This window comes from Agrobacterium sp. H141, assembly GCF_057158725.1.
In genome coordinates this window covers 2,017,441-2,033,378 of sequence record NZ_CM169893.1, presented here as the reverse complement: position 1 = coordinate 2,033,378, position 15,938 = coordinate 2,017,441, and the positions used below count along the sequence as shown (strand labels likewise).

Below are 15,938 nucleotides of genomic sequence, written 5' to 3'. Positions count from 1 at the left end.
TATACATTAGAGAATTTGGATAGACGATATTCTCAATCCAGGCGGCTTGGCACATATTATCTCGGAAGCGAAATCTCTGGGGTAAGGGAGAAATGTCGCCATGAATGCTGGTTCAGGCGCAACCAAACGACGGGCCGTGAAATTTTGGCGTGTTAAGTGCTCACCAGAGCTCCACCAGAAATGGAGCAGCGTCAAACTGGAGCGTGCTTGCAAAGACATTAACGACCAGGCCGCATATGTGCCGAATGGGAACAGTCCATCCAGCGCATCAAAGAACGCGCACGCCTCGCCCCCGCACAAGCGGCGTTTGCGGAGTGTCTCCTAATGGAAGAGTTGGCGATGGCACTGCTACCGGCCGTCATTGCCGGTTGGCTCACCGGCATTCTGGTGCTGGAGGCCAATTTTGGCGCGCTTGGTGACATGATGATCGGCGTCATCGGCGGGCTGATTGCGATCTACATGCCTCCGCTGGCCGGAGTCCATCTGGTCGGCTATGTCGGCACGGTGATCACACCTGCCCTATGCGCCGTCATCCTCTCACTCGTCTGCGGAACGCTGAGGAAACTTTAGTCTCCCCAGCCTCCATAGTCCGCATTTAAAACGATCAGTCTTCCTTCACCGACACGATCGCATCATGAATGAGCTTCAGCACCGCAGGCGCGTCGATGCCGGTGCAGATTGTCTGGCTCGGCAGATTGTCCCATTCAGAAGGACCGAAACCGCGGCCGTCCGGTTTCTGAATCGTTTGACCGTCGGCAATACCGCCGCAGACCACGCGAATGGTCCCTTTGCGGGTCTCAAACAATTCCGGCGCCACGACATAGACGCAGGCGCAGCTGTCATGCACCACCATGCCATCGGGAACCCGGCTCTGGTAAAACTGGATATAGAACTGCGAGAGATCAAACAGCAGGCGCGCGCGGCTTGAGCCCGCCGCGTCGCGTATATCAGCCAGCTGTCCATTGGTCATGACCGTCTGCATGGTCACGTCGAGACCGACAACGACAACCGGCCAGTCTGCGGTGAAGACCACGTCGGCAGCTTCAGGATCGCCATGAATATTGGCCTCGGCAGCGGGCGTGACATTGCCGTTGACCTCAAAGGCACCGCCCATGATGACGACCTGCTTGACCAGCTTGGCAATCTCCGGCGCTTCCCTCAGCGCCAGCGCCAGATTGGTCATCCGACCGACAGCCACGAGCGTCACTTCACCGGGGTCGGCCTTGATCGCCTCTATGATGAAACGGTGGGCGAGCCTTGGATCGGCGTGAATGCCAACGTCATCCGGAACACCGATATTGCCCAGCCCATCATCGCCGTGAATATATTTTGGCGGTTCATGACTGACGCGATTGGGCAAAAAGGTTTCGCCGGCACCACGGACAACCGGCGCATCGATCTTCCATTCGCGCTTCAGATAGAGCGCGTTGCGGGTCGTGGTTTCGATCGTGGCATTGCCGAACACGGTGGTGATACCCAGAAGATCGATCTGAGGGTGATGATGCAGAAAGAGCAAGGCCATCGCGTCGTCGACGCCGGGATCCGTATCGAAAATGACTTTATGCATGAGTGTCACCGATTAAATTGCCTGTGTCCGGCCAGTGCCGTCAGATCGACTTACAGAAGCGCCACGGACCGTTCAAGCGACAAAAGCGCAGTGTGGCCTGTGCATCAATCGGCGAAACCGGATGCCGCAAACTCCGTGATCAACGCAGGATAGGAATCCGGCGGCGGGAAACGCTCGAAGCTGTGGACTGCCGGCGTCGTTGCCCAAGACAACTTTTCCGCCGTCTGGGACTCGATGAAGGGTATGAAGCTTCGGGCATTTTCGAACATTGTCGGACGGACATTGACGAACGGCCCCATTCGCTCCGCGCGGGTAAAAAGCCAGCTCAGGCAATGGGGGCAGCAATAATGATCGAGGTCGCCATGTAGGCCTCCGATAACGGGCTCGAGACCTGAGACCTCGAAATTCTCAAAGGGATAAAAGGCACTGAGCGAAAAGGCGCTTGCCGTCATCTTCTGACATCCCGTGCAGTGGCACGCCATCGTGAGCGCGGGCTTGCCTTTCAGCTTCATGCGCACCTGCCCACAACGACAAGAACCTTCGATAACGCGCCCGTCTTCCTTCATTCCTCTCTCCCCCACGATAATGAACCTCTCGCAGCACTATCACAAACCCGGAAGAGCCCTCAACCTGTCGAGAGCCGCCATGCTTTGCAGCTAGAAATATGCCGTTCTTTGATGCGGCACCAACACATGCCCCGACGGCGCTCAGGCGACGGTGATCCAGCGACGGGTCGCGGCAAAACCGAAGGTCAACAGGACGACGACACCGCAAGCCACCAGAAGACGGCGATCGAGATCGGTCTCGTAGGCCAGCACACCGCAAAAATAGAGTAACACGCCAAGAGCTCCAAAACCTGCAAACATGCGGCCCCAGGGAGGCCGATGTCCGGCGATGAAGCCGAGCAACCACCGGCAGAGCGGCAGCGCCGGCAGGCCCCACAACAGCAGATTGAAAGTCCATTGCCACGGCGTACCGTCATCGATCACGTTGTAGCCCAAGGCCTGCTTGAGGACCGGCGGCAGACCGCTTGCCATGCGAAGCGCGATATAGCCAACGAACATCAGGCCAGTCGTAATGAGGCCGGCCGCCAAGGCTGCACAATAGATCAGAAAACTGCCAAATACCGTCAGGACAATCCTGCCACGCTGAGCGGCAGAGCCGCTTTCAGCCGTCACTGGCGACTTTCTTTTTCTTGCCGACATTCCTCAGCACATGAGAGAAGCCGGAATTGTAGAGATCGCTGTCACGGAACTCGACCTCCCCGAACACCTTGCCCACCATGACCAAAGCGGTGCGGGTGATCTTCGCCTCGCGCACCGCGGCCTGCATGTCCTTCAACGAGGTGCGGATGAACAACTCGTCCGGCCAGGTCGCACGGTAGGCAATAACGACAGGGCAGTCCTCGCCGTAATAGGGTGTCAGCGTTTCGCGTATATGTGGCAGATTGCGGATCGACAGATGGATGGCAAGCGTTGCCCTGGACTTGCCCAGGATCTCCAGCGTCTCGAATTCCGGCATCGACGATGCCTTCATGCCGGTCCGCGTGACGATCACCGTCTGGGCAATTTCGGGCAGGGTCAATTCTGTCTTCAGTCGCGCGGCGGTAGCGGCAAAGGCCGGCACTCCGGGCACCACGTCATAGGGAATATCCAGCGCATCGAGCCTGCGCATCTGTTCGGCTGTCGCCCCGTAGATCGAGGGGTCTCCGGAGTGCACCCGAGCGACATCCTCACCGCGATCATGGGCCGCGACAATATCGGCGATGATCTCGTCGAGATGCATGGGTGCCGTGTCCTTGACCAGCGCATCCTGGGGCGCTGCCTTGACGATCTCTTCAGGCACCAGAGAACCGGCATAAAGGCAGACCGGGCAGCGCTCGATCAGCCGCAAACCGCGCACCGTAATAAGATCCGGCGCGCCGGGACCGGCACCGATGAAATAGACAGTCATGGAGAACTCCTCAGACAACAAAGCGACAGACGACGCCGAAAGCACTGCCCCACCCGATGAGGGGGTCGAATACTGTGCGACACAATCACTCTGTCGCCCCCGTCATGCCCGTATCGGACTTTCCGGAATAACCGCGCGGGGTATAGACCCAGGTCTTGCCGTCACCGGTGGTTACAGTGCGGCTTTCCGACGAGCCGACCACAACCACGGTCAGCATGTCGACATCGTCAACGTCGAGTGCACCCAGCGGAACGGTGCGGACGAATTCGCCGGGCCGACCGAGATTGGTGGCCAGCACGACGGGCGTATCGAATGGCCTATAGTCGAGAAGCGTGTCGCGCGCCCAGGCAAGCTGGGTGCGGCGCTTCATCGACACAGGATTGTAAAAGGCGATGACGAAGTCACCCTCGCCCGCGGCTGTGACGCGGCGTTTGATATGTTCCCAGGGTGTCAGAAGGTCCGACAGCGATATCGTGCAGAAATCGTGTCCAAGTGGCGCACCGATCCGCGCTGCAGCACCCTGAAGGGCCGAAATACCCGGTGAATTCTGCACCTCGATCCGCCGGGCAGCCTCGGAAATGCCGCCCTTTTCGAAGAGTTCGAAAACCAGCGTCGCCATGGCATAAATGCCGGCATCGCCAGAACAAACGAGCGAAACGGTCTTGCCCTGCCCCGCCAGTTCCATGGCATGGACAACCCGGGCCTCTTCCTTGCCCAGATCGAAATCATGGCGGGTCTTGTCGCGGCCAAGCTCACCGAGCAGATCGAGATAAAGCGAGTAGCCGACGAGATCCGTGGACCGCGCCACCATCTGCGACACTTCCGGCGAACGCCAGCCATCTGAACCCGGACCGATGCCGACGACGTACAGCGTGCCACGGGCGCGGCCTGTGCTATGAGGATCGACGGGCTCGGTCGCGCGTGCAATCGCAGCGGTGGCGCCTCTGGACTTGATCTTCTCCACCACCAGCGCACCCTTTGCACCGGCAGCCGCGAGCGCCGCGCCCTCAGCCACACCGTGGCACCCGACCTCGGCGAATACGATGGCCGACGGGTTCTTCAACCGGGGCGCCTCCGCTTCCAGCGTTGTCGCATCGAAAAAGCGCGCCGGCACGCCGAAATGGCTGGCAACAGCATGGACCGCGGTCTCATCTGCCTTCAGATCGATCGAGCAGATGGCTGCAAGGCTCGCCCGTGCAAATCCGCCATCGGCAAGCGCCTTTTCAGCCAGCGCGATTGCTTCCTCGGCTGAAGCATGACGTTCGCAGCCAATGCCAAGCACCAGAGTTTTCGGGTGGTAGATGAGTTCGAGCGGATCCCCGTTCCGGGCCTGGTCTGTGACTGTCAGCGTCACCGCAGCATCGTCCGAAAACGGGATACGCGAGGACCTCAGCCAATTGGCACCTATTCCATCGGGATCGGACAGGCTCGCCGATGCACCGGCGACGAGCTCCGCCATCACGGCCTTGGCATTGTCCGGATTGGCCAGCACATAGCCTGCAGGCGGCGCATCCAGTGCAATGCCGAATCTCAGATCGCCAGCCGTCGTCACGGCAGCATGGCCGTCCAGCCCGTCGGCAATCAAGCGCGCCAGATCATTGGCACCATGATGACCGCCCAGAAGCGGCACGATCGATTTGCCATCCTCGGAGAGCGCAATCACCGGTGGCTCGCTGCTCTTGTCTGCGAGCGCCGGTGCGAGAAGGCGGATCAGCGCACCGGACGCCATGATGGCGATGACGGGACGGCCTGCGTGAAAGAGTTCACGCACATGCGCCTTGGTATCTGTGAATGCCAGGTCAGCGCCGCTGACCCGTGCCTCGGCGCCATGCACCTCACCGTCAATCAGCGCCGCAACCTGCGAGGCCAACGGCAAGGCTCGCTGGGTCAGAATGAGAACGGCAGGTTTGTTCAAGTCGATCATGCGGTTTCCGTTTTGTCGGCGCCAAAGGCATAGGCCTCGGCACCCTTGTAAATCAGGATCATCGAGAAATAGGGGGCGGTATCCTCTGGCACGTCACCGAGCGGTATGACCCGCTCTTCTGCCAGAGACACACGCTCGACATAGGCGGCGCGATCCGTGAGCCCCAATCGATCAATCAAGGCACGAATACGGGCGAAATGGCGGCCAACCTTGATGATGGCCACCGCATCAGCAGCCTCGATCCGTGCCATCAGCATTGCATCTTCCAGCGGACCCGGCACCACCGAAAGCACATCGTTTCGCGCCGCAAGCGGTCGGCCAAAGGCGGATGCTCCGGCCATGATCGATGAGACGCCAGGCACAACCTCGGTCTCATATCGACCCGAAAGCCGCGAAAACAGATACATGAACGAGCCGTAGAAAAACGGGTCTCCCTCGCACAAGACGGCGACATTGGAGCCGGCATCCAGGTGCCGCGACAACTCGCTGGCGGCAGCATCATAGATCTCCTGTGCCGGAAACCGCTCCACCCGCATCGGCACGACGATTGGCACCTCAAGCTGCGAGGCATCCAGATAAGAGGCGACGATCTGGCGCGCGAAACTCGGTCCCGTATCCGGGGCGGGATAAGCAATCACCGGCGTCGACGTGAGGATGCGATGGGCCTTCAGCGTGATCAATTCCGGATCGCCCGGCCCAAGGCCAAGCCCGTAGAGTTTGCCGCTCATGGACGCGCTCCAATCGCCGGACGGCACAGAACAAGGCTGCCGATTGCAGCTCCTGCATTCTCGACCGACAACGCCACTGCCAAAGTCATCACCCGTTCCCCTTCATCGTCCACCAGATGGTCACAGGCATCAGGCCCTTCCAGCCGAGATATCGACCGACAGGTTCCGCGCGCGACACGGTCAAACGCGTCAACTCCCCGCCAAATTCGCTTTGCAGCTGGGCAAGCCTGGCCTCGCCCTCAACCGTCACGGCATTGGCGACGATGCGACCGCCCGGCGGGAGCGCGCGCCAGCAGGCGTCGAAGACCCCGTCGCCGGTTATGCCGCCACCGATAAAGATGACATCCGGCGTTTCCAACCGCTCCAGCGCGTGAGGCGCGCGACCTTCGACAATATCGAGATCGGGAAAACCGAGCTTTTCCGCATTCTCACGGATCATCGAAACGCGTTCCGGCTTGTCCTCGATCGCAATGGCCCGCGCGCCGTGACCGATCCGCATGAATTCCAGCGCCACGGTGCCGCAGCCAGCCCCCACATCCCAAAGCAGCGCTTCCGGAAATGGTTGCAAGAAAGATAAAGTGACGGCCCGTACTTCCCGCTTGGTGATCTGGCCATCATGAACGAAATCATCATCGGGCAGACCGGCGATTGGAGACACGAGCGGCGAGTCCGAAACGCAATCGATAGCCAGCGTATTGAACGCGGAAAATTCCGGCTGCTCGGCCAGCAGGTCACTCGCCGTCATGGTGGTAACCCGCTCGTCATCGCCCCCCATATGTTCAAGCACGGTCAGCAATGAATTGCCGAAATCACGCTTCACCATCAAGGCCGCAGCGCCAATCACGGTTTCCGTTCCGGATGTCAGAGCCATAATGCGATGGCGCGGCATCAGATGCCGGTTGAGCTTGGCCAGCGGCCTGCCATGCAAAGAAATGCAGGTAACAGACTGCAACGGCCAACCCAGCCGCGAAGCCGCCAGAGAAAAGGCAGAGGGTGACGGCAATACCCGGATTTCTTCCGCCGGAACATAGCGCAGCAATGTCGCCCCGATGCCGTAATGCATGGGATCGCCGGTGGCCAACACCGTCACCGGCGTACCCCGCAGCTTCAACACTTCGGCCAGCGTATCGCGAAAACCACCGCTCCAGTTGAGGATGCGCTTCAAATCCGGCAACCGGCTGCCGTCGATCACGGCATCGAGCCGCTCTCCCAGCACCAGCGTCTCGGCCTGCCAGACAAGCGATTGCGCCTCCGGCGTCAGGCTTTTCAACCCATTGTCGCCGATGCCGATGATGGTAAGCCATGGTTCGAGGATGACGTCAGACATTGGTTCCGAGACCTCCCCCAAGCGCATTGACGGCAGCAGAAGCCATGGCCGATCCGCCACGGCGCCCACGAACGGCAATGTATGGAATGCCACGACTGTCAGCGATCAACGCATCCTTGGATTCTGCGGCGCCGACAAAACCGACCGGAAAGCCGAGAATCAACGCCGGCTTCGGTGCGCCCGCGTCTATCCGCTCCAGAAGCCGAAACAGAGCGGTCGGCGCATTGCCAATGGCGACAACGGCACCGTCAAGATGCGCATCCCAAAGATCCACTTGGGCCGCAGAGCGGGTGTTTTCAATCTCGGCGGCCTTGGGGCGCGTGCGCGCGTCGTTCAAGAGGCAGAGCACCTGGTTTCCGGCCGGTAGAAGTCGCGTGATAATACCATGCCGCACCATCTCCGCATCGACGATCACGGCAGCACCGGTTGCGAGAGCCGCCGCCCCTGCTTCGAACGCCCCCTGCGAAAATGCGATGTCAGCGGCAAGATCCGTCATACCGCAGGCGTGGATCAAACGGATGACCAGCGGCTGCATGACAACCGGAAAATCATCCAGAGCCACTTCACTACGGATCGTCGCGAAAGACTGTCGGTAGATCTCAGCCGGATCGCGAATGTAATCGAGGGATGTCACCGCCGCCGCCATTTCTATTTCTTCATCGATTTCGGCCCGAGCGGATGGTCCGCATGAGGGTATGGTGCATGATGATGGTCGTGACCATGAGAGTGCTCGTGGGAATGGTCGTGCTCATGTCCGTGAGCGTGGCTGTGACCGTGATCATGTCCATGGTGATGGCCGCAGCCGCAATCGGGGCCATGTTCATGGACCGCAGCCTTGCCGCTCGACGGTGCATCCATCACCGCCTGCAGGTCTGGATCGACGTCCCTATTGGCCAGACCGGCATATTTGCCACCGAGCGTGAACGACGCGGAATAGTCGAATGCAGGTTCAAGATCGTTCGGCGCGTCGTGGCTATGCACCGGCGTCCAGGGCAGACCATGCGCCTTGCAGAATTCCGGATCGCGGCAAGAGGCATCGCAATCGCCCTTGCACGGACAGTCTTCCAGCCCGCCGCCAATGCCCTCGACATGGTGGTGATGGCTTTCCTGCGGCTGGCCGATATCGGCTTCGAAGCCGAGCACCTGCTCGCGATATTTGCACATTTGACAGTTCATCACGGCCGCACCCTCGAGGATCTCGCCGACGCGGTCCTGAAACGTGTCGAGCACCAGCGGATGATCGTTGAGATAGCTTGCCTTGACGAACTGGATATCGGGAAATCTGGCCGCAACCTCATCGGTATAGGAATAGATCCGCTTCACCAGAACGCCAGTAAACAGGAAATACGGAAAGACGATGATGCGCTTGTAGCCAAGTTTTGCGGCATGGGTCAGGCCCGGCTCCACCAGCGGAAAGGTCACGCCCGAATAGCAGGTTTCGCCCCAACCGAAGCCAAGGCCTTCCCACAGCATGCGCATGACCTTGGTGGCATTGGAATTCGCATCCGGATCGGACGAACCGCGACCGACCACCATTAAAAGTGTGTCGTGCTTGTCAACGAAGCCGAACTCGGCATTGGCGCTCTCGACAGCCTCCTGAATGCGGTCGCCGGCGGCTCGGATCATTTTCAGGTCGATGCCAAGCTCGCGACCGTAATTGATGACCATGCCCGGATTTTGCGCTTGATAGGTATTGAGCACCGAGGGAATGTCGTTCTTGGCATGGCCCGCGGCAAACAACATGCCCGGAATGGCCAGCACGCGCGTCACACCCTCGGACCGCAATTTGTCCAGACCCTCGGCGATCACCGGATTGCAGAATTCGAGATAGCCATATTCCACGGGCATATCGGGATTTCGGGCCTTCAGAGCCTCAGCGATCACCGCGAATTCGCGCGCTGCATTCTGATTGCGGCTGCCGTGTCCGCACACCATGATTCCGAGTTTTTCCGCCATGTCGTGGCCTCCTGCTTCGTATGCCGTTTCATGTACGAAGCGCCGGAACCACGCTCACACGCGGTTCTTTGGCCATTGGGACAGCTCCGGAATTGGCCCCCTGATTGGGTCAGCCGCACCGGACTATTTCCAGCCTGTCGAACAGGCGCCGTCGCACATGTCCGAGCTTTAGCGAAGCCGCGCGAATGGGTCAAACCCGTTTGCGCCATTCATGCCCATAATTGCGCGAACTGATGCATTGCAACTCGCATTGACCTGCCCGGCAATAGTCCTATGGTGCTTTGATATTCACCGGAGAGAACACCATGAATCTCAGCCGCCCAACACAAATCGTATTTCTGATCTCGCTCGTCCTGGCAATCGTCGCCCTGCTGATGGTTTTCAACGTTCTGCATTTCGTTGGCATTCCCGCTTTCTGGCTGATGACCGCGGCATTCGGCCTGCTGTGCCTGGGCAACGTCGTCAAAGGTCTTTAGCGGCAAGCAGCATTCATCCTCGGCGCGTTTGCAAACGCTCGCCGGGGATGATCAATATCGCGCTTTATCCAGCAAACCTCCTGTGGCATAGGGCAGCTTAAAACGTGGCGGACGTTCCGCCTCTTAACGTCATAGATGCAGGCTTTTCCGTGCTGGAATTCTTCGATCTCACCGTGCTTTTGTTATTTGCGGCAGCACTTGCTGCGGGTTTTGTCGATTCCATTGCCGGCGGCGGCGGGCTGATTACCATTCCCGCCATGCTGATCGCCGGCATCCCGCCTTTGGAGACACTTGGCACCAACAAGCTTCAGGGACAGTTCGGAGCAGCCTCGGCCACCATCGCCTATGCCCGCAAGGGCCATGTGGACCTCAAGGCGCAGCTGCCGATGGCGTTGGCCGCCACGATTGGCGGTGGGGTGGGCGCAGGGCTTGCCACAATCATGCCGGGCGACGTGCTGAAATTGCTGATGCCCTTCCTGCTGATCGCAGTGGCCGTCTATTTCGCCCTGAAACCGAACCTCTCCGACGTCGACAGCCACCGCCGCATGGCAGCCTTCGCCTTCGGCGTCACCGTCGTTCCGCTGATCGGGCTTTACGATGGCTTGTTCGGGCCGGGCACCGGGTCCTTCTTCATGTTGAGCTTTGTGTCGCTGACGGGCTTCGGCATGCTGAAAGCAACGGCCCACACCAAGCTCTTGAACCTCGGCTCCAATGTCGGTGCATTCATCGTCTTCATCTTCTCGGGCGCGATCCTTTGGAAAATCGGCCTGATCATGGGTGTCGGCCAGATCATCGGAGCCCAGATCGGCTCGCGCCTGGCCATGCGCAATGGCGCGCGGATCATCAAACCGCTTTTGATCCTGTCCTGTCTTGCCATGGCAATCAAACTTCTGTCTGATCCGGCCAACCCCGTTCGCGTCTGGCTCGGCGTTTAAAACAACGCACCGCCCCCGCCCAGGCGCCGAGCGACGGCCAGCAGAATTGCCAACTGCCAGCCGGGGCCATGTCTCCGTTAGAATTCGACGCCTATCTGGGCCTTGATGCCGGAGCGGAACGGATGCTTGATCAGTTCCATCTCGGTCACAAGATCGGCAATCTCGATCAACTCATCCTTGGCGTTACGGCCTGTCAGAACCACGTGAGTCATATGCGGCTTTTCGGTCGCCAGAAACTCGATCACCTCGGCCAGATCGATATAGTCATAGCGTATCGCGATATTGATCTCGTCCAGCAATACCATCAAATTTGAGGGGTCACGGATCAGGTCCTTGGCCTTTTCCCACGCAGCCCTCGCCATCTCGATATCACGGGCCTTGTCCTGCGTTTCCCAGGTAAAGCCCTCACCCATGGTGTGGAATTCGCAAAGGTCGGAAAAGCGGCTGAGGATGAGATCCCGCTCGCCCGTCGACATGGCACCCTTGATGAACTGCACCACGGCGCATTTCTTTCCATGGGCAATATGTCGGAAGATCATGCCGAAGGCAGCGGACGACTTGCCCTTGCCCTTTCCGGTATGAACGATGATCAGACCCTTCTCATCGGTTTTGGTCGCCATGATCTTGTCGCGGGCAGCCTTCTTCTTCGCCATCTTTTCGGAATGGCGCCGAAGGTCGGCCTCGCCGGTGGTTGCATCGCTCATGTCTCGCTCCCCGTTTCATCAAATGTCTTGGCAAACCAGATGCGCTGAGGCGCATCACCGGCTGCCGGCAATCTGCCAATTTCGCGATAACCTTCACGAAGGTAAAACCGTGGCGCCTGAAAATCGAACGTGTCGAGATAGACGCCGGCAAGTCCCTTTTCAGCGGCAATCCGCTCGGCCTCAGCCAGCAACCGGGCACCGATTCCCTGCCCGCGCCCTTCAGGCGCAACAGCCAGCAGTTTCACGAAGAACCAGCCTTGGAGCACGCTTGCGGTCAGCCCGCCCACCATCCGTCCATTGGCATCCTCAGCACGCAGATTGACCGGGCCCGCGCGGAAAGGCCGCCCAAGCTCCAATGCCGTCTCGTCCAGTATCGCATCCACGGCCGTCTGGTTCGCCGCGCCCGCCTCGTCCTCAAGGCGTATAATCTCAATCATCACGCATTCCAGTATCACTCACAACAGCAAGGTCGTACATCGCCGAATTCGACCGCGGCGTCCACAACCCGCGCTCGATTGCCTCCAAAAGGCGGCCGCGCATTTCCTCAAAGGCGGCGGGATTTTTCTCGCGCATGAAGTCCGAGACCGTCTGATCGGCGATAAAGGCCTGATAGACCGCTTCGAAATGGTGATCTCGCACGGCGCCCGTCGTTGCCGAGAATGCGAACATATAATCCACAGTCGCAGCAATCTCGAAGGCGCCCTTGTAGCCGTGTCGCATCACACCGGCGATCCATTTCGGATTGACGACGCGGGCGCGCACCACGCGACCGATCTCTTCCTCAAGGCTCCGGATCACCGGTTTTTCCGGACGGGAATGGTCGTTGTGATAGACCTTGGGCCGAGCACCGGAAACATGCTCGACCGCCGCCGTCATGCCGCCCTCGAACTGGTAGTAATCATCGCTGTCGAGCAGGTCGTGCTCGCGATTGTCCTGATTTTGCACCACAGCCTGCACCGAACGCAGTCGCTCTTCGAACAAGCCTCGTTCAGCCTTGCCGTCTTCGCCTGCCCCGTAAGCATAACCACCCCAGACGAGATAGGCCTCGGCCAGATCCGCACGATTGTCCCAGCCCTTCTCATCGATCAAGGCCTGAAGACCTGCGCCATAGGCACCGGGTTTCGAACCGAAGACACGGTAGCCCGCCCGGCGCGCAGCTGCGGTCGCATCCAGCCCCTCGCTGAGCAGTCGCGCAGTCTCTGCCCTGACCCTGCCAGCGATCGGGTTGTCGGCCTCATCCTCGTCCAGAGCCGCCACCGCTCGCACGGCCTTGTCAACGAGCGCGATCTGCTCCGGAAATGCATCGCGGAAAAACCCTGAAATTCGAAGGGTCACATCCACACGTGGGCGCCCAAGCAGAGCCTGCGGAATGATCTCGTAGCCGGTCACGCGGCGAGAGGCCATGTCCCACAACGGCTTCACCCCGATCAGCGCCAGAGCCTGGGCGATGTCATCGCCGCCGGTGCGCATATTGGAAGTCCCCCAGGCCGTCAGGCCGAAGGAAACCGGCCACTCTCCATGGTCCTGGACAAAGCGCTGGATCAGAAGCTCTGCGGATTTCTTGCCCAGTTCATAGGCCGCTGGCGTCGGCACGGCACGGCTGTCGACGGAATAGAAGTTTCGCCCCGTCGGCAATACGTCGGGCCGTCCGCGCGTCGGCGCGCCAGAGGGACCGGGTGGCACGAATGTGCCAGCAAGGCCTTTCAGCAGGCCCTGGATTTCGGCGGGGCCGGAGGAGACGACGGCGGGCTTGAGACGGGTTTCGATCTCGGCAAGCACGGCTTGGGTTAGCGGCCAGCTTTCGGGGCAGATCAAATCACCGGAGACGAGCTTGGCGGCGAGCAATTCGATGCGCTCGACGGTGTCGCCATGGGTGCGCCAGGGAGCGTCAGTAATGTCTGAGAGAATCGCCGGTTTCGCTCCGGTCCACGGATCGGACATGACGCAGTCGAGGGGGTCGAAAGTCGAAACCAAGTCCCCCTGTGGCCTGCCGGCCATCTCCCCCACAAGGGGGGCGACGACAAGCGGCACCGGCTCGACCGCCAAGGCAGACGCCGAATGCAGGGGCAGCTCCTCCCCCTTGTGGGGAGGGGGTGGGGAGGGTTTTTTCTGCAGCTTGAGATCCCCCGCAATGGCCCGCTGCAGGCTCGCATCGCCGCCCTCGCCCTGGCCGCGCGGCACACGGGCAAGCGCCACCACCAAATCCGTCAGCAGCCGCCCCTCCGGCGCCAGACCGAAGATGTGCAACCCGTCGCGGATCTGCATCTCCTTCAAGTCGCACAGATAGGCATCCAGCTTTTCAAGTGCCGTATCCTCCGCCTCACCCTTGGCGATACCGGCATCCTGATCGAGACCGATATCGGCGATCAGGTCGAGGATCTGCTTTTTCAACAACTTCAGCCGGCGCGGATCGCCGCCGGATGCCTCGTAATATTCATCAACCAGTGCCTCCAGGTCCTTCAGCGGACCATAGCTTTCTGCGCGTGTGAGCGGCGGCGTCAGGTGATCGATGATGACGGCACTTGTGCGGCGCTTGGCCTGGGTTCCTTCGCCGGGATCGTTGACGATGAAGGGATAGAGATGCGGCAAGGGGCCGAACACGGCTTCAGGATAACACGCTTGCGACAGCGCCAGTGCCTTGCCCGGCAGCCATTCGAGATTGCCATGCTTGCCCATATGCACGATCGCATGCGCGCCATAGGCCTCCCGCAGATAGGCGTAAAACGCCAGATAACCGTGCGGCGGAACAAGATCCGGGGAATGATAGGTTTCCTTGGGATCGATATTGTAACCGCGTGCCGGCTGTATACCCACCAACACCTCGCCGAAGCGCGTCAACGGCAGCGCAAAGCGACCGTCGAGGAAGAACGGATCGCGCTCAGGCGCCCCCCAGCGCAAAGTGACCGCGTCTTGAATCGATATGGGAAGACTCTCGAAGAACGTCTTGTATCGACTCAACGAAAGCGTCTCGCGGATCTCACGACCATCATTGGCGGCATTGGTCGGCCCCGCCATCAGATGCTGCATCAGCGCATCGCCATCCGCGGGCAAATCGTCGACGGAATAGTCCTGTTCCTGCATCGCGCGCAGCACTTCCATCGTGCCAGCAGGCGTATCGAGACCCACACCATTGCCAAGCCGGCCATCGCGGTTTGGATAATTGGCCATGACGATCACCACACGACGGTCCCTGGCGCAAGTTCGCCTCAACCGCGCCCAGTTGGCAGCAAGGCGCGCCACGAAGGCCGCGCGGTTGGTATCCGGCTGATGACTGACGATATTGGCTTCGACGGCTGCATCGAAGCGGGCTGCAGACTTGAACGAGATAGCCCGGGACAGCACTCGGCCATCGACCTCCGGCAGCGCCACATTCATCGCCAGATCTCGCGCCGACAGTCCCTGGCTGCTGTTCTCCCACGCCTCGCGCGACGAGGAGGAAAAGACCGCCTGCAGGACCACGGCACCCTGCTCGTCCAAAACGGTTGCCTTGCGCTCGGCGCCCGGCGCAGACACGGCAAACCCCGTGGCATTGATCACCACATCGGGTGTCACGGCGCCAAAGACCGAGCGGATGGTATCGGCGCAAACGGCATCCTTGAGGCTGGAGACGAACACCGGAAGCGCCCTGATACCCTCAACATCCAGCGCCTCCACCAAGGCAGCAACAGGCGCGGTGTCACCCGATTGGACAAGCGCGCGATAAAAGCAGATGGCAACGACGGGTGATGGAGCCAGATCGACATTATGGGTGGCAAGATCTGTCTCTCCACCGGCAGACATGGCGCGCTGCAAAGTGCACCATTCCTCAACACCGATCACGCCCCTGCGCGGATACCAGATACCAGCTTTCAACAAGGGGATGGCCGGTTCCGGCTTGTCGCCCTTGCCGATCAGCGCTGCGCAAAAGCGGATCAGGCTTTCGCTGTTATCCGCCCCGCCCTCGATCAGATAGGCCCACAGAGTTTGGAGTGCGTCAGCGTCTACCGTCGAGAAACTGTCCAGTCCCTGATCCGGCTTGTCATCGCCCGGAAGCACCGCGATTGCAGCACCTGTGCGGCGTGCGACAGCATGGAGCGCCTCCAGCGCATAATGAAAGTAACCGGCACCTCCCAACGCCCTGACGACGATCAGTTTTGCGTGGCGCGCAGTGCGCTCGATATAGGCGTCGACCGACATCGGATGCTTGAGGCTCGAAAGGCTTGCGACCCTCAGCGAAAACGCAGGGGCCACCATGCGGTAGGCAGCCGCGATGGCGGCAAGCTCGGTATCGGCGGCAGACAGGAACAACACATCGCCCGGCGTCTGTCCCAGATCGATGGCCTCGTCACTGTCGGCAATCGTGCCTTTCTGGGCGAGCAGAAGGTGCAT

15 protein-coding genes are annotated in these 15,938 nt (G+C 60.2%); 3 read left to right on the top strand and 12 right to left on the bottom strand.

The genetic code is table 11. The features are described from left to right. Nucleotides 1-339 precede the first annotated feature (339 nt). Complete coding sequence (locus ACWPM9_RS09335) at nucleotides 340-570, top strand: GlsB/YeaQ/YmgE family stress response membrane protein (RefSeq protein ID WP_428186915.1); 231 nt, start codon at nucleotides 340-342, stop codon at nucleotides 568-570. A gap of 34 nt (nucleotides 571-604) precedes the next feature. On the opposite strand, the gene ACWPM9_RS09330 is transcribed toward ACWPM9_RS09335, so the two are convergent. The 9 genes from ACWPM9_RS09330 to ACWPM9_RS09290 form a co-directional block, all read right to left on the bottom strand. Next, on the bottom strand, nucleotides 605-1,567 hold the full coding sequence (locus tag ACWPM9_RS09330; protein ID WP_428186916.1) for a nucleoside hydrolase: 963 nt from the start codon (nucleotides 1,565-1,567) through the stop codon (nucleotides 605-607). A 104-nt stretch (nucleotides 1,568-1,671) separates the two neighbouring features. Then, nucleotides 1,672-2,133 carry a GFA family protein gene (locus ACWPM9_RS09325; RefSeq protein ID WP_484757494.1) on the bottom strand — a complete coding sequence of 154 codons (462 nt, stop codon included), beginning with the start codon at nucleotides 2,131-2,133 and terminating at the stop codon, nucleotides 1,672-1,674. A gap of 141 nt (nucleotides 2,134-2,274) precedes the next feature. Then, nucleotides 2,275-2,745 (bottom strand): hypothetical protein, encoded by a 471-nt coding sequence (locus ACWPM9_RS09320; RefSeq protein WP_484757493.1) that lies wholly within the window; start codon nucleotides 2,743-2,745, stop codon nucleotides 2,275-2,277. Then, nucleotides 2,735-3,520 (bottom strand): precorrin-4 C(11)-methyltransferase, encoded by a 786-nt coding sequence (cobM, locus tag ACWPM9_RS09315; protein WP_484757492.1) that lies wholly within the window; start codon nucleotides 3,518-3,520, stop codon nucleotides 2,735-2,737. The genes ACWPM9_RS09320 and cobM overlap by 11 nt, the downstream gene beginning before the upstream one ends. A gap of 85 nt (nucleotides 3,521-3,605) precedes the next feature. Continuing rightward, nucleotides 3,606-5,444, bottom strand: a complete 1,839-nt coding sequence (gene cobJ / locus ACWPM9_RS09310; RefSeq protein WP_484757491.1) for a precorrin-3B C(17)-methyltransferase — start codon at nucleotides 5,442-5,444, stop codon at nucleotides 3,606-3,608. Further along, on the bottom strand, nucleotides 5,441-6,172 hold the full coding sequence (cobI, locus tag ACWPM9_RS09305; RefSeq protein WP_484757490.1) for a precorrin-2 C(20)-methyltransferase: 732 nt from the start codon (nucleotides 6,170-6,172) through the stop codon (nucleotides 5,441-5,443). The genes cobJ and cobI overlap by 4 nt, the downstream gene beginning before the upstream one ends. A gap of 88 nt (nucleotides 6,173-6,260) precedes the next feature. Then, the gene (gene cbiE, locus ACWPM9_RS09300) at nucleotides 6,261-7,499 is read right to left on the bottom strand and encodes a precorrin-6y C5,15-methyltransferase (decarboxylating) subunit CbiE (RefSeq protein ID WP_428186922.1); all 1,239 of its coding nucleotides are present in this window, start codon (nucleotides 7,497-7,499) and stop codon (nucleotides 6,261-6,263) included. Continuing rightward, complete coding sequence (locus ACWPM9_RS09295; protein WP_484757489.1) at nucleotides 7,492-8,133, bottom strand: precorrin-8X methylmutase; 642 nt, start codon at nucleotides 8,131-8,133, stop codon at nucleotides 7,492-7,494. Before ACWPM9_RS09295 ends, cbiE begins: the two co-directional genes overlap by 8 nt. Before the next feature lie 14 nt (nucleotides 8,134-8,147). After that, nucleotides 8,148-9,455, bottom strand: a complete 1,308-nt coding sequence (locus ACWPM9_RS09290) for a sirohydrochlorin chelatase (protein WP_484757488.1) — start codon at nucleotides 9,453-9,455, stop codon at nucleotides 8,148-8,150. A 305-nt stretch (nucleotides 9,456-9,760) separates the two neighbouring features. Between ACWPM9_RS09290 and ACWPM9_RS09285 the strand changes: the two genes are divergently transcribed. Further along, nucleotides 9,761-9,931 carry a hypothetical protein gene (locus ACWPM9_RS09285; protein ID WP_428186925.1) on the top strand — a complete coding sequence of 57 codons (171 nt, stop codon included), beginning with the start codon at nucleotides 9,761-9,763 and terminating at the stop codon, nucleotides 9,929-9,931. Nucleotides 9,932-10,080: 149 nt separating this feature from the next. Beyond that, a complete protein-coding gene (locus ACWPM9_RS09280; protein WP_484757632.1) occupies nucleotides 10,081-10,866 on the top strand; it encodes a TSUP family transporter in 786 nt (261 codons plus the stop codon). A 77-nt stretch (nucleotides 10,867-10,943) separates the two neighbouring features. Here the strand turns inward: ACWPM9_RS09280 and cobO are convergent, their stop codons facing one another. Genes cobO through cobN form a run of 3 tightly spaced genes read right to left on the bottom strand, consistent with a single transcriptional unit; the run spans nucleotide 10,944 to nucleotide 15,938 of the window. Continuing rightward, on the bottom strand, nucleotides 10,944-11,570 hold the full coding sequence (gene cobO, locus ACWPM9_RS09275) for a cob(I)yrinic acid a,c-diamide adenosyltransferase (RefSeq protein ID WP_484757487.1): 627 nt from the start codon (nucleotides 11,568-11,570) through the stop codon (nucleotides 10,944-10,946). Next, entirely contained in the window at nucleotides 11,567-12,007 is a 441-nt protein-coding gene (locus tag ACWPM9_RS09270; RefSeq protein ID WP_484757486.1) for a GNAT family N-acetyltransferase, read from the bottom strand. Before ACWPM9_RS09270 ends, cobO begins: the two co-directional genes overlap by 4 nt. Then, complete coding sequence (cobN, locus tag ACWPM9_RS09265; RefSeq protein ID WP_484757485.1) at nucleotides 12,000-15,938, bottom strand: cobaltochelatase subunit CobN; 3,939 nt, start codon at nucleotides 15,936-15,938, stop codon at nucleotides 12,000-12,002. The genes ACWPM9_RS09270 and cobN overlap by 8 nt, the downstream gene beginning before the upstream one ends.

Coding starts and splice junctions, on each gene's coding strand:
- cbiE (WP_428186922.1), bottom strand. CDS start 7,499: ATGTCTGACGTCATCCTCGAACCATGGCTTACCATCATCGGCATCGGC.
- cobN (WP_484757485.1), bottom strand. CDS start 15,938: ATGCACCTTCTGCTCGCCCAGAAAGGCACGATTGCCGACAGTGACGAG.
- cobJ (WP_484757491.1), bottom strand. CDS start 5,444: ATGATCGACTTGAACAAACCTGCCGTTCTCATTCTGACCCAGCGAGCC.
- ACWPM9_RS09330 (WP_428186916.1), bottom strand. CDS start 1,567: ATGCATAAAGTCATTTTCGATACGGATCCCGGCGTCGACGACGCGATG.
- cobO (WP_484757487.1), bottom strand. CDS start 11,570: ATGAGCGATGCAACCACCGGCGAGGCCGACCTTCGGCGCCATTCCGAA.
- ACWPM9_RS09325 (WP_484757494.1), bottom strand. CDS start 2,133: ATGAAGGAAGACGGGCGCGTTATCGAAGGTTCTTGTCGTTGTGGGCAG.
- ACWPM9_RS09270 (WP_484757486.1), bottom strand. CDS start 12,007: ATGATTGAGATTATACGCCTTGAGGACGAGGCGGGCGCGGCGAACCAG.
- ACWPM9_RS09335 (WP_428186915.1), top strand. CDS start 340: ATGGCACTGCTACCGGCCGTCATTGCCGGTTGGCTCACCGGCATTCTG.
- cobI (WP_484757490.1), bottom strand. CDS start 6,172: ATGAGCGGCAAACTCTACGGGCTTGGCCTTGGGCCGGGCGATCCGGAA.
- ACWPM9_RS09285 (WP_428186925.1), top strand. CDS start 9,761: ATGAATCTCAGCCGCCCAACACAAATCGTATTTCTGATCTCGCTCGTC.
- cobM (WP_484757492.1), bottom strand. CDS start 3,520: ATGACTGTCTATTTCATCGGTGCCGGTCCCGGCGCGCCGGATCTTATT.
- ACWPM9_RS09290 (WP_484757488.1), bottom strand. CDS start 9,455: ATGGCGGAAAAACTCGGAATCATGGTGTGCGGACACGGCAGCCGCAAT.